Annotated in this window: 10 protein-coding genes; 6 read left to right on the top strand and 4 right to left on the bottom strand. The window is 70.4% G+C overall.

Annotation, left to right across the window (positions count from 1 at the left end):
• Positions 1-71 precede the first annotated feature (71 nt).
• Positions 72-761, top strand: coding sequence for a response regulator transcription factor (locus AC1DVZ_RS00510; protein ID WP_477616223.1), 690 nt, complete (start codon positions 72-74; stop codon positions 759-761).
• Entirely contained in the window at positions 758-3,253 is a 2,496-nt protein-coding gene (locus AC1DVZ_RS00505) for a DUF4153 domain-containing protein (protein WP_477616222.1), read from the top strand. Before AC1DVZ_RS00510 ends, AC1DVZ_RS00505 begins: the two co-directional genes overlap by 4 nt.
• Positions 3,254-3,295: 42 nt before the next feature.
• On the opposite strand, the gene rsmA is transcribed toward AC1DVZ_RS00505, so the two are convergent.
• The 4 genes from rsmA to metG form a co-directional block, all read right to left on the bottom strand.
• Positions 3,296-4,162 (bottom strand): 16S rRNA (adenine(1518)-N(6)/adenine(1519)-N(6))-dimethyltransferase RsmA, encoded by an 867-nt coding sequence (gene rsmA, locus AC1DVZ_RS00500; RefSeq protein ID WP_477616221.1) that lies wholly within the window; start codon positions 4,160-4,162, stop codon positions 3,296-3,298.
• Positions 4,163-4,348: 186 nt separating this feature from the next.
• Positions 4,349-5,434 carry a ubiquitin-like domain-containing protein gene (locus AC1DVZ_RS00495; protein ID WP_477616220.1) on the bottom strand — a complete coding sequence of 362 codons (1,086 nt, stop codon included), beginning with the start codon at positions 5,432-5,434 and terminating at the stop codon, positions 4,349-4,351.
• Positions 5,435-5,782: 348 nt separating this feature from the next.
• Positions 5,783-6,649: a TatD family hydrolase gene (locus AC1DVZ_RS00490; RefSeq protein ID WP_477616219.1), complete on the bottom strand. Its 867-nt coding sequence runs from the start codon at positions 6,647-6,649 to the stop codon at positions 5,783-5,785.
• A complete protein-coding gene (gene metG, locus AC1DVZ_RS00485) occupies positions 6,633-8,516 on the bottom strand; it encodes a methionine--tRNA ligase (protein WP_477616218.1) in 1,884 nt (627 codons plus the stop codon). The genes AC1DVZ_RS00490 and metG overlap by 17 nt, the downstream gene beginning before the upstream one ends.
• 254 nt (positions 8,517-8,770) lie before the next feature.
• Here metG and AC1DVZ_RS00480 point away from each other — a divergent pair, with 254 nt between their 5' ends.
• The 4 genes from AC1DVZ_RS00480 to AC1DVZ_RS00465 all read left to right on the top strand — a co-directional run bounded on the left by AC1DVZ_RS00480 (position 8,771) and on the right by AC1DVZ_RS00465 (position 13,686).
• Positions 8,771-9,904, top strand: a complete 1,134-nt coding sequence (locus tag AC1DVZ_RS00480) for an acyltransferase family protein (RefSeq protein ID WP_477616217.1) — start codon at positions 8,771-8,773, stop codon at positions 9,902-9,904.
• Positions 9,901-11,589 carry an apiosidase-like domain-containing protein gene (locus tag AC1DVZ_RS00475; RefSeq protein ID WP_477616216.1) on the top strand — a complete coding sequence of 563 codons (1,689 nt, stop codon included), beginning with the start codon at positions 9,901-9,903 and terminating at the stop codon, positions 11,587-11,589. Before AC1DVZ_RS00480 ends, AC1DVZ_RS00475 begins: the two co-directional genes overlap by 4 nt.
• A 169-nt stretch (positions 11,590-11,758) precedes the next feature.
• Positions 11,759-12,334, top strand: a complete 576-nt coding sequence (locus AC1DVZ_RS00470) for a dTDP-4-dehydrorhamnose 3,5-epimerase family protein (protein ID WP_477616215.1) — start codon at positions 11,759-11,761, stop codon at positions 12,332-12,334.
• A complete protein-coding gene (locus AC1DVZ_RS00465) occupies positions 12,331-13,686 on the top strand; it encodes an NAD(P)H-dependent oxidoreductase (protein ID WP_477616214.1) in 1,356 nt (451 codons plus the stop codon). The genes AC1DVZ_RS00470 and AC1DVZ_RS00465 overlap by 4 nt, the downstream gene beginning before the upstream one ends.
• Positions 13,687-13,713: the final 27 nt, after the last annotated feature.

Genomic DNA, 13,713 nt, shown 5'->3' with positions numbered 1-13,713 from the left:
CAGCACATCTGCACAGAACCTTCACACCATCTACCCCTCCCCCACCGGGTCACTCTCCTAGTCTCGAGAATGTGAGCACCAAGCCCCGCGTCCTCGTCGTCGAGGACGAACCCACCATCGCCGACGCGATCGCTGCGCGCCTGACTGCCGAGGGTTTCGCCGTCGAGCAGGTGCACGACGGCCTCGTCGCGCTGGACCGCGCCGCGGCCTGGGACCCGGACGTCGTGGTGCTCGACGTGATGCTCCCCGGCCTCGACGGCCACGAGGTATGCCGGCGGCTCCAGGCCGCCCGACCGGTGCCTGTGCTGATGCTCACCGCCCGTGACGACGAGACCGACCTGCTGGTGGGCCTGGGGATCGGGGCCGACGACTACATGACCAAGCCGTTCTCGATGCGTGAGCTGGTGGCGCGGATCCGCGCACTGCTGCGGCGCGTGGAGCGGGCCGCTGCGACGAGGGAGTCCCCGGCACCCACGGTGAACGTCAACGGGTTGCGCATCGACGGCGCCCAGCGGCGGGTGTGGTCCCGGGAGGACGAGGTGCACCTCACGCCCACGGAGTTCGACCTGCTGGCCTGCCTGGCCGCCCGACCCGGCACGGTCCTCACCCGTGAGTCCCTGCTCGCCGAGGTGTGGGGGTGGGCGGACGCCTCGGGCACGCGCACGGTCGACAGCCATGTGAAGTCGCTGCGCCGCAAGCTCGGGGCTGACCTCCTGCGCACCGTCCACGGAGTCGGCTATGCGCTGGAGGTGGGCGCGTGAGGTACGACCTGCGCCCGCTCGACACGGTCCGCTCCATCAAGGTGAAGCTGGGCCTGCTCGTGGCGGCCACCATCACGGTGGCGTCGGTGCTCGCCGTCGTGGGCACCCGCGCAGGACTCTCGCCGTGGGCCACGGTGCCGTTTGCGGTCCTGGCGGCGCTCGGGATCACGCAGCTCCTGGCACGGGGGATGACCTCGCCGCTGCGTGAGATGACGCATGCGGCCCAGCAGATGGCGCAGGGGGACTACTCCCAGCGCGTGCGCGCCACCTCCGGCGACGAGGTGGGCGACCTGGCCCGCGCCTTCAACCGGATGTCGGCCACGCTCGAGATGGTCGACCGGCACCGGCGAGACCTCGTCGCCAACGTCTCGCACGAGCTGCGCACACCGATCTCGGCGCTGCAGGCCGTGCTGGAGAACCTCGTCGACGGCGTGTCCCAGCCCGGCCCCGAGGAGCTGCGTCGCGCACTCGCCCAGACCGAACGCCTCGGTCGCCTCGTGAGCGACCTGCTCGACCTGTCGCGGGTGGAGGAGGGCGTGACGCCGCTGAGGTTCAAGGACGTGCGGCTCGCCGACCTGCTCGAGGAGGCGGTCGCCCAGGCACGGGTCGACGGACTGCGCTACGCGGTGGTGGTCCGGCCCGAGACCCTCACGGTCCCCGCGGACCCCGACCGGGTGCACCAGCTGCTCGCCAACCTGCTCGACAACGCGTCCCGCCACAGTCCGGCGGGGGGCCTGGTCCGGGTGAGTGCCGAGCTGGCCGACGGGCACGTCCTGGTCGCCGTCGCCGACGACGGGCCCGGGATCGCGGCGTCCGACCGGCGCGCGGTGTTCGAGCGGTTCACGACCAGTGCCGCACAGAACAGCGGCACCGGCCTCGGCCTCGCCATCTCCCGCTGGGTCGCCCAGCTGCACGGCGGAACCATCGCCGTCGCCGACAGCGACCACGGCTGCCGCATCGAGGTGACCCTGCCCGCGGACGCGACCCGTCCGATCACGACGAAGGAGCCCATCATGAGCACACTCACCCCACCGGCCCCTGCGCCGAACCCTCCGTCGGCCCCGGCGCACGAGGGTCTCGGGTCCTACTGGCCGGACGCGCCGCGGCGGGGACCCGGCATCGTGGCCAGCGCCGTGGCTGCTGGGGTGCTGGCTGCCATCGTGGTGCCCGACCGCAACCTCGGTGTGGGCACCACGCTCGTCTTCGGCACTGTCGCCGCCACGGCCCTCGGCGCCCGCGCCCTGCACCCCAGGTCTCGTCGGTGGGGCAGGCTCGACAACCTCGACGCGGCCCTCGTGGCCCTGCTGCTGGCGACCCTGTTCGTCAGGGACGCCGCGTGGATCACCATCCTGTGCCTCCTGGCGGGGCTGGCGCTGGTGGCCGTGAACTCCACCCGCGCGTCGTCGGTCCTGGCCCTGCTCGCCACGGCAGCTGCCGTGCCTCTTGCCTCCATCCGCGGCCTGCCGTGGCTGGGCCGCACGCTGAAGCCCCGCACCAGCGTGCAGGCCTGGATCCCCGCAGCCCGTGCCACGATCGTCTCGCTGGTCCTGCTGCTCGTCTTCGGCGCCCTGTTCGCCTCGGCCGACGCGCTGTTCGCGTCCTGGGTCGACGCCATCACGCCCGACATCACCTGGAACGACCTGCCCGCCCGGATCGTCCTGGCGGTGTTCATCGCGGCCGGCACCCTCGCCGCGGCATACGTGAGCCTTGCTCCCCCAGCCGTCGACCGGCTGCGACTGCCCCTGCGACCCAGCCGCAGGCAGTTCGAGTGGCTCGCGCCGGTGATGGCCGTCAACGCCGTCTTCGCGCTGTTCCTGGTCGCGCAGGCGACCGCCATGTTCGGCGGCCACGACTACCTCCAGCGGACCACGGGACTGACCTACGCCGACTACGTCCACGAGGGTTTCGGCCAGCTCACCGTGGCCACGATCCTCACCCTCACGGTCGTCGGCTGGGCTGCGCGCAACGCCACCCCCGGGCGCGCCCGCGACCTGGCCCTCGGCGCCCTGTGCCTCCTGACGATCGTCGTGGTGGTGTCGGCGCTCTACCGGATGCACCTCTACGAAGAGGCCTACGGCTTCACCCGGCTCCGCCTGCTGGTCTCGGTCTTCGAGGGCTGGCTCGGCGTCGTGGTCGTGCTCGTGATGGCCTCCGGTCTCGTCAGGGCGCGTGGCTGGCTGGTCCCGCTGGCGGTGCGGGTCGGAGCCGTGGGGCTGCTCGGGCTCGCGGTGCTCAACCCGGATCTCTACATCGCCGAGCACAACCTCTCCCGCACCGACGCAAAGGCGCCGATCGACTACGTCTACCTCGCCGAGCTCTCCGCGGATGCCGCGCCTGCCCTGGTCGACCTGCGGACGGCAGCCGTCACCTGCGACCCGGGGACCAGCCTGAAGAAGGACGACTGGCTGTCGTGGAACATCTCGCGGTCCAGTGCTCGCGCGCTGCTGGCCAACCACCCCAGCCCCGGGATCGCCGGCTGCCTCGTGCGCTGAGGTCGGGTCGCCGGGCGTGGTCGCAACCTCTGCTAGCAGAGGTTAGGGAATCGGGAGGGCGGAGCGGGCGGCCGCGATCGCCGCGAACTCGTCGATCCCGAGCTGCTCGCCCCTGGTCCGGTGGTCGATGCCGGCCGCCCGTAGGCACTCCTCGGCCAGCGGTGCCGAGCCGGCCCACCCCGCCAGCGCGGCCCGCAGGGTCTTGCGGCGCTGGGCGAACGCCGCGTCGATGCAGGTGAAGGTGTCGCGCCTGCTGGCGGTGGTGGACGGGGCGGGTCGGCGCTCGAGCGCCACGAGACCTGAGTCGACGTTCGGCACAGGCCAGAAGACGCTGCGCGGCACGGTCCCCGCGAGCCGCACCGCGGCATACCAGGAGGCCTTGACGCTCGGGACGCCGTAGGCCTTCGACCCGGGGCGGGCGGCGAGCCGCTCGGCCACCTCGAGCTGCACCATGACGAGCACCCGCTCGAGGGTGGGGAAGGCTTCGAGGAAGTTCAGGACCACGGGCACCGAGACGTTGTACGGCAGGTTGGCGACGAGGGCCGTGGGTTGGGGGTCGGGCAGCTCACGCACCTGCATCGCGTCCGCCTGGACGAGCGTCAGCCGGTCCGCGTATGCCGGTGCGAGCCGGCTCACGGTGCCCGGCAGCGCCTGGGCGAGGTTCGGGTCCACCTCGACGGCGGTGACGTGTCCGACCTCGGGGAGCAGCGCGAGAGTGAGCGAACCGAGGCCCGGGCCGACCTCGACCACGGAGTCGGCGGCGGTCACCCCGGCCAGTCGCACGATCCGCTTGACCGTGTTGGCGTCGATGACGAAGTTCTGGCCCCACTGCTTGGTCGGGCGCAGCCCCAGCTCGGCCGCGATCTCCCGGATCTGGGCGGCTCCGAGGAACCCGCTCTGCTCGACCATGGCGCCGACTCTAGGCGACCGCCGCCTGCCTCAGCCTTCGCGGGTCCGGGGACACAGCCGGGTCCGGGGACACAGCCGGGTCCGGGGACACAGCCGGGGTCCAGGAACAACGTTGCGCTCCACCCGACAACCGAAGTCGGGTGGAGCGCAACGTTCCCGGTGGACCCGAGAAGGGTGGTGCTGAGGTCAGGCTGCGTGGGCGCAACCCCACGGCGACAGGCCGCGGTCGGCGTAGACGCGGTTGGCGACGGTGATCTGCTCGGCCCGCGACGCGAGGTCGGCGCGCGACGCGAAGTCGCCACCACCGGCTCCGAGCCAGGTGCGGATGTCGAACTGCAGGCCGCCGTAGTAGCCGTTGCCCGTGTTGATCGACCAGTTGCCGCCGGACTCGCACTGGGCGATGCGGTCCCACATGGCTGCGTTGGACAGGTTGATGCCCGCACCGGACGTGTTGCCCGCGCTGGGAGCAGGCGTGCTCGCCCGTGCCTTGGTGCCCACGGCGACCAGGGCCGCGACGGGGGCCTGCGTGACCTGCGTGGCGATGGCCTTCTTGCTCTCCACCTTGCCGTCGACCTTGACGATCTTGTAGGTGACGATCTTGGCGCCGGCGGACCCGGCCTTGAGGGTCTTGGTCTGACCGACGTAGAGGCTGGAGTCCTTCTGCCTGGTGACGGGGGCCGCGACGGCCTCGGTCGCCTTGACCTGCGTCGCCGAGACCCGCAGGACGGCGATCTTCAGACCAGCGGTGACGGCCGTGGTGGGGGCCGGGTTCACGCGGTCGTCGGCGTCCTTGGTGATCTTCAGCTCGGAGAGCACGTCGGCGACGGTGGCGCCGGTGCTGGTGACCGTGCGGTTCTTGCCGTCCGCGCGGACGACGACGTCCTTGGGCGTGGTGACGGAGAGAACCAGGCCCTGACGGCCGAGCGACATCGAGCGGGAGGCCGACAGCTTGGCCGAGTCGGCACGGATGCCGAGCTCCTGCAGCGCGGCAGCCACGGTGGTCGCAGTGGTCCAGTAGTCCTGCGTGCGACCGTCGATGGTGACGGTCAGCTTGCGGCCGTACCGGACGACGATCTTCTGGCCGTCGGCGAGCTGGGTGCCGGGCGCCGGAACGACAACGTCGTGCTCACGGATCGCGATGTCCTGCTTCTCGAGGACGTCACCGACGGTGCTGCCGAAGGCGTGAACGGTCGAGGCCTTGCCATCCACCGAGAGGGTGACGGCCTTGTCGAAGTGCGAGACGCCGACGGCGCCAGCGATGAGGCTGGTCACGACCGCGGCTTGGGCGATGCGACGAACGGGACGGGTGATCACAGTGCTCCAGAGTTCGAGCTCCCCGGGCAGCGGATGGGCGGCGCGACCTTGCTCCGACAGGGCGGGGGCTCAGGCTTCGATGCTCAGTGGCAAAGAAAACAGGGCCTCTCGGGTCCGCCGTCGTGGCGGATCGAGCGACCCCTGCTCGCGTCGTCCAGGGTCCGACCCCGGCCAACAGTCATCAACCATGACCGGCTTTCCGGCAAAGGTCAAATTTTGATAACGGTCCGTTCAGCACTTGGCCAAGTGACACCCGTGGCATTCACCACCGTGCATTCGCACCCCCGCGGCCCGACCCGGCGGGGCTCACCAGGGACCGTAGACCGCCTCGGACGTGTCGCTGACGGCCTGGCACAGGGTGGGTACGGCGACGCCGAGGACCCCCGCCATGGCCCGGATCGTGTGGGGCACGAGGTACGGGGCGTTGGTCGCCCCACGCCACGGCGCCGGCGTCAGGTAGGGGGCGTCGGTCTCGACCAGGACCCTGTCGAGCGGGGTCACCGAGAGCGCGTCGCGCAGGCCCTTGGCGTTCTTGAAGGTCACCGTCCCCGCGAACGACAGGTAGTAGCCACGCTCCGCACACGTCCTGGCCATCGCCATGTCGCCGGAGAAGCAGTGCATCACCGTCTTGGGTGGCGCACCCTCCTCCTCCAGGATTCTCAGGACGTCGTCGTGGGCGTCCCGGTCGTGGATCTGCAGGGCCTTGCCGGTGCGTTTGGCCAGGTCGATGTGCCAGCGGAACGAATCCTGTTGCACCCCAACGCCTTCAGGGCCCGTGCGGTAGTAGTCGAGTCCCGTCTCGCCGATCACGCGCACCCTCGGGTGCGCGGCCAGCTCCTCGATCTCCGCGTATGCCGCGTCGAGACTCCCAGCCCCGGCCAGCCTGGGCACCTCGTTGGGGTGGAGGGCCACACCACCGAGCATCGCCGGGTGGCGGTCGACCATCTCGACCGTGAACCGGGCACCGGGGAGGTCGCACCCGATCTGGACCAGCCGATCGACACCGACGGCCGCCGCCGCGGCGATGACCGCCCCGACGTCGGCCGCCTCCTCGCCGTCCCGCGCGATGTCGAGGTGCGTGTGGTTGTCGACGACCGGGATCGGGAGCGGGTCCGGGGCGTCCGGCACCCTGCTGTGGCCGGCGCGCTGACCCGGGTCAGGCGTCGCTGTCACCGGTGCCCTCGGAGCCGTCAGCCGGGTCCTGGGGGTCGTCCGACGGCGCGTCGGGGGCGTCCGGCGCGTCGTCGCGCAGACGTTGGAGCTCCTCCTCCACCACCCCTTCGTCGAGCTTGGTGAAGATCGGTGTGGGCTTGACCACAGGGGATCCGACCAGCACCGGGACCGACTCCCAGCGCGGCGTCCGCGAGTAGTCACCCGTCACCACCGGGTAGCTCCGGTCGGCGTCCTCGGCGTCGAGTCCCGAGACGTCCTCCAGCAGCGGCATCGGCATGAAGGTGCCCTCGCCACCGAACGCCGCGTGCACGGCGTTGGACGACGACGGCAGGAACGGCGCGAGGATGCGGTTGAGGTCGGCCACGCACTGCGTCAGCGTGTGCAGCACGGTCGCGAGGCGCTCGCGCTGGTCCTCGCCCTTGAGCTTGAACGGCTCGGTGTCGGTGACGTACTTGTTCACCTCACCGACGGTCCGCATCGCTTCTGCCACGGCGGCCTTGATCCGCTGCTTGGCCAGCAGGTCGCCGACGACCCCGAACGACGCGAGCACCCTGGCCCGCACCGCCTCGTCGACCGGCTCCAGGGCACCGGGCTGTGGGATCTCGCCGAAGCTCTTGGCGACCATGGCGGCCGTGCGGTTGACGAGGTTTCCCCACCCTGCGACCAGCTCGGAGTTGTTGCGCTGCACGAACTCGGCCCAGGTGAAGTTGGCGTCCTGGTTCTCCGGGCCCGCCGCACAGATGTAGTAGCGGATCGCGTCCGGACCGTAGCGGTCGAGGACGTCCCGGATGTAGATGACGTAGCCGCGCGACGTCGAGAACTGCCTGCCCTCCATCGTGAGGTACTCGCTCGACACGACCTCGGTCGGCAGGTTGAGCACCCCGAACCCGCCGGGCTCTCCCCCGCGAGCCCCGCGACCGGCATACCCGAGGAGCTCGGCCGGCCAGATCTGGGAGTGGAAGGTGATGTTGTCCTTGCCCATGAAGTAGTACGACAGCGCCTCGCTGTCGTTCCACCACTCGCGCCACCGCTCGGGCTCGCCCTGGCGGCGGGCCCACTCGATGGACGCGGACAGGTAGCCGACGACGGCGTCGAACCAGACGTACAGCTTCTTGGCCGGGTTGTCGCGCCAGCCGTCGAGCGGCACCGGGATGCCCCAGTCGATGTCACGGGTCATCGCGCGCGGGCGGATGTCGTCGAGGATGTTGAGGCTGAACTTGATGACGTTCGGCCGCCACGTGCCGCTCGCCTCGCGGCCCTCGAGCCACTCGCGCAGCGCGTCGGCCAGCGCCGGCAGGTCGAGGAAGAAGTGCTGGGTCTCGATGAACTCGGGCGTCTCGCCGTTGATCTTGGACTTCGGGTCGATCAGGTCCGTGGGCTCGAGCTGGTTGCCGCAGTTGTCGCACTGGTCGCCGCGGGCCTCGGGGTAGGCGCAGATCGGGCAGGTGCCCTCGATGTAGCGGTCCGGGAGCGTGCGACCGGTCGAGGGACTGATCGCGCCACTGGTCGTCTGCTCGACCATGTAGCCGTTCTTCCAGACCTGGGTGAACAGCTCCTGCGCGACCGAGTAGTGGTTCGCGGTGGTGGTGCGCGTGTAGAGGTCGTAGGAGCAGCCGAGGTCGGCCAGCTCGGCCGCGATGATGGCGTGGTTGCGGTCGACCAGCTCGCGGGCGGTCACGCCCTGCTGGTCGGCGAGGACGAGGATCGGGGTGCCGTGCTCGTCCGATCCGCTGACCATGAGCACGTCGTGGCCGGCCATCCGCATGTAACGGCTGAACACGTCGGAGGGCACGGCGAAACCGGCCACGTGGCCGAGGTGCCGCGGGCCGTTGGCGTACGGCCAGGCGACGGCAGACAGGACTCTCATACGACGACGGCCTCAGGACACGAGCGACGACGGAGCGAGGCCCGGAAGGCGGAGGAGGATGAGAAGACAGACATGGTGCTCACGTGCGAATCCTAGGGGTGGGTGCCAAACGGGTTTCGGTCCGTTCGGTATGCCGCCCGCTCACCGCCGGCGGCTAGCACATCGTTGTCGATTCTGGCAACAGCCCGCGAGCCGAGGTGGCCCGGGGGCGCCGGAGCTAGCGTGGCGAAATGGGTCGGCGAGGGGAGGTTGTCGTGGCCCCAACCGTCGAGCATCGCCTTGACCTGAGCAGCAATGCCCTCAACGCCATCCGGCTGTGCCTGGCGCTGTGCGTGATCGTCTCCCACAGCTTCCCCATCTCCGGTGCGGGACGAGATCCCGGGGTCGGAGGCATCAGCCTCGGGACCACCGCGGTCGGTGGCTTCTTCGCCATCAGCGGCTACCTCATCACGCGAAGCCGGCTGAGGAGTGGCCTCGGGAGCTACGCGTGGAGGCGCTTCCTGCGGATCTTTCCCGGGTACTGGGTGTGCCTGGTCTTCACCGCCTTCGTCGCCGCCTTCATCGGCGGCCGGGTGCGCGGTGGATGGAGCCCCGGCAACGCCGCTGCCTACGTCCTGTCGTACGCGGACATGAGCGGACCGAGGCCCCTCGCCACCCAGGCACTCGCCGGTTCCCCCTTCCCGGGGTCCTGGAACGGGTCCTTGTGGTCGCTGCGCTACGAGGTCGGCTGCTACGTGGCCGTCGGCCTGGCCCTGGCCGTTCCGTGGCTCTGGCGCCAAGCCTGGGTGAGCGTCCTCGCCTTCGGCCTGGCCACCGCGGCAAAGCTGGCGATCGACCAGGCCGGTGGAGGTCGCGGGCTGGTCGGCGAGCTTGCGCTGCTGCTCCCGTTCTTCCTCGCCGGCGTCCTCATCCTCCGGTTCGCCGACCGACTCCCGCTGACCGGCCGAGGCGCCCTGGTGGCGGCCGCCGCACTCGCTGGTGGCCTGCTCCTGCACCGGGGCGAGGCGCTCGCTCCCCTGCCACTGGCCTACCTCGTGCTGTGGGCCGGCGCCGCCGCACCCGCGGCGATCAAACGGATCGGCGCCCGCAACGACATCTCGTACGGCACCTACCTGTACGCCTTCCCGGTCCAGCAGCTGCTCGTGCTGGCGGGCCTGCCCAGGCTGGGCGTCGGGGCGTTCATCGGCGTCAGCGTGGTCGCGACGGTACCGTTGGCCGCCGCCAGCTGGTTCGCGGTCGAACGACCCGCCATGATGGCCCGCCACCTCCCGGCTCGCTGGCGGCGTGGGGCAAGCCTGACGGGGCCGACGCGGTCGCCCGCCTCGCACCCGTCCACGACCCCCCAAGCCGTGCCGCAGGTCGTCACCGCGGAGGCGCCGCCGCAGTGACTCGGAGAGGTTCGACCCGGTCCGGGGTCTTCGCCGTGGGGGTGGCGATCGCCGTGGTGGCGTCATGCTCGTCACCGCGCACGATGACCATCGTCCCCAGCCCGACGCAGCTCGGCGCCGGCACCACCACCACCTTCACGATGGCATCGGGCGATCCGGCCGACTGGGGCCTCAGCGACGTGCCGGCCCACGCCGCACGCGCGACGCACTTCCCCGTGCGCATCTCGGCGAACCACCGCTATCTCGTCGATGCCGACGGCGCTCCGTGGCGGATTCAAGCCGACTCCGCGTGGCTGATGTCGAGCGAGGCCACGCCGGAAGGGGTCGACGAGTACCTTCGCACCCGCAGCGCGCAGGGCTTCAACGCGTTCTACCTGATGGCCATGGTCCACGCCGGGGACTACGAGGACGCCAAGCACGCCCCCAACAACCGTCGAGGCGACCCTCCCCTGGCCCGACCCGACGACTACTCCAGCGCAGCCGGCTCCGCCACTTCCCGACGGTACTGGTCCTGGGTGGACGACATCATCATCAAGGCCGGGCGCCACGGCATGGCGGTGATCCTCGCCTACAACTACCTGGGCTGGCAGGGCGGGGCCCAGGGCTGGTATGCCGTGAACGCGGCCCAGCCCAGCGACCAGTCGCTGCACGACTGGGGCCGGTGGCTCGGCACCCGGTTCAAGGACCGGGCCAACGTCATCTGGCTGGGCCTGGGCGACTTCGTGCCGCCGGCGGGTTCGCAGGGAGCCCGGCGGGCGGTCGCGGTCGCCCAGGGCATCAGGGACGCGGGCGCCACGCAGCTCCTCGTGGCCGAGCCGGCCGGACCCGACGGCATACCCGGCGAGGACCCGTCGTTCGGCTCCCAGGTCGACGTCAACAGCTTCTACGGCTACGGGCCCGAGGGCCGTGGCGCGGTCTACCAGACGGCCGACCGGGCCTGGCGAGACACCCCGACGCGGCCGGCGTGGATGCAGGAGGGCACCTACGAGTACGAGAACAACATGGGGCACTTCAGCGGTGAGCCGTGGGACACCCGACGCGCGCGGTACTGGTCGGTGCTGGCCGGGGGCACGGCCGGCGACGGGTTCGGCAACCGGGACGTGTGGCGGTGGCGAAACCTGCCCGACGCCCTGACCTCACCCGGAGCGACGTACTCCCAGCACGCCTTCGCCTTCTTCGCGACGATGCCCTGGTGGCTGCTCGAACCCTCCGGGACGGACGCGGGATTCACGGGCACCGACCTCGTCACCCTGGGTGGGGGAACCTACGGCGCACTGGACTACATCACCGCCGCACGGACCAGCGACCACCGTTGGCTGCTTGCCTACGTACCCGTCACCAACGCCGGACGGCGGACCTTCACGGTGACGCTCGACGGCCTGGCGTCGACGGTCTGGGCCCGGTGGTTCGACCCGACCACAGGTGGCTACCGAGCGGCCAGCCCCAGCCCGTTGGAGCCGCGCGGCCGCCATGCGTTCACCACCCCGGGAGCCCGCGCGGACGGCACCGACGACTGGTTGCTCGTGCTGGACACCGAAGGACCGGACCCCTGCGGCACGATGACCCCGGCCGGTGTCTACACGGCCCCGCCCACCACCCCTTCGTCGGTCCGGTGCCGAGTCACCGCCACGTTGGAGTCGGACCCTTCGATCGTGGCGGCCACGACCGTCACGTTTTCGCCATGAACACCGCACCGCGCCACGACGCCGGGAGTATCGTGAAAATCGGGGCGCCGGGAGGGGCGAGGACCGCTGCGGGGACGGTGTTCGGCCACCGCCGCGGCGATCTCGTCAGTGGCCTTGCGGACGTGGTGACGTCAGACAACAAGCACGGTCCACCGATGGGAGACAAGACATGAAGTTCGAGGAAACCAAGCTCGCCGGGGCGTTCATCATCGACATCGAGAGGATCGGGGACAACCGCGGTTTCTTCGCTCGAGCCTTCTGCCAGAAGGAGATGGCCGACCACGGCCTGAACCCGACCATCGCCCAGGCAAATCTCGGCTTCAACGCCACCAAGGGCACGGTGCGGGGCATGCACTTCCAGTACCCGCCGGCGGCTGAGACCAAGCTGGTGCGATGCACCCGGGGCGCGGTGCTGGACATCATCGTCGACCTGCGCCCCGAGAGCCCCACCTACCTGGAGCACATCGAGGTCGAGCTCACGGCGGACAACTACCGGGCCATCTACGTCCCCCAGCGCTTCGGGCACGGCTACCAGGCGCTGGAGGACGACACCGAGACCAGCTACCTCGTCGGCGAGTTCTACACACCCGGGAGTGAAGGGGGTCTGCGCCACGACGACCCCCGGCTCGGTCTGACCTGGCCGCTCCCGGTGACGGAGGTCTCGGCGAAGGACGAGGCGTGGCCGCTGCTGGCCGACGTCGAGGAATCGGTCCGTCAGCAGATGTCAAGGACGGACTGGCCATGATCCTCGTCGACACCGCCCTCAGGGAGCGCGAGCTGGCGGGCAACCCGATCCGGGTCGGCATGGTCGGCGCCGGCTTCATGGCACAGGGCCTGACCAACCAGATCACCAACAGCGTGCCGGGCATGCGCATGGCCGCCATCTCCAACCGACGCCCGGAGCGGGCCGAGGAGGTCTACCGCTACAGCGGGCTCGAGGACGTGCTCAACACCAACTCACAGCAGGAGCTGGACGCGGCTGCCCGCGCAGGTCGCCCGGTCGTGACCGACGACCCCTTCCTGATCTGCCGTTCCGAGGCGATCGACGTGATCATCGACGTGACCGGTTCCGTGGAGTTCGGCGCCCAGGTGATCCTGGAGGCGTTCCGGCACGGCAAGTCGGTCGTCCTGATGAACGCCGAGGTCGACGCCACGATCGGGCCGATCCTCCAGGTGTACGCCCGACAGCACGGGGTGATCCTGTCCGCGTGCGAGGGCGACGAACCCGGTCTGGAGATGAACCTGTTCCGCTGGGTCACCGGTCTCGGCCTGACGCCCCGCGTCGTCGGCAACGTCAAGGGACTGCAGGACCCCTACCGCAACCCGACGACCCAGCAGGCCTGGGCCGATCGCTGGGAGCAGAACCCGGCCATGGTGACGTCCTTCGCCGATGGTTCGAAGATCAGCTTCGAGCAGACCATCGTGGCGAACGCGACCGGCTTCACCGTGCGGCAACGGGGCATGACGCGGGGGCAGGTCTTCGACAAGTCGATCATGGACATCCATGAGCTGTACGACCTCGACGAGCTGCGCGAGCTCGGCGGTGTGGTCGACTACACGGTCGGTCCGGCAGGCGTGAAGATCTTCATCCTCGCCGAGCACTCCGACCCCAAGCAGCGCCACTACCTCAACCTGTACAAGATGGGCGAGGGCCCCTTGTATCCCTTCTGGGTTCCCTACCACCTCGTCCACTTCGAGACGCCCTTCGCCATTGCCCGGGTGGTCCTGTTCGGTGACAACGTCGCCCCGCCGCTCGGCGGCCCGGTCGTCGAGGTGTGCGCGGTCGCCAAACGAGACCTGAAGGCCGGCGAGGTCCTCGACGACTACGGCATGTACATGACCTACGGCGAGGCGACCGCGGTCGAGGAGATGTCGTCGCGCCGCTACCTCCCCGAGGGCCTGGTCGAGGGGTGTCGGCTCCGTCGCGACATCGCCATGGACAGCGTCATCACGTACGACGACGTCGACCTGCCGGAAGGCCGCATCGCCGACGCCCTGCGAGCCGAGCAGTACGAGCACTTCCGCGGCGAGACGTGGCTCTCGGAGCGGCTGGCCACCAGAGAGGCTGATGCCGCCCCGGTACCGCAGAGCGGCTGACCCCGCGCGTAGTGGCTTTCCCTGATG

It is taken from the genome of Pedococcus sp. P2_E5, from assembly GCF_056403895.1.
The sequence above is the reverse complement of the archived record's forward strand: the minus strand, read 5'-3'. Positions and strand labels throughout refer to the sequence as shown.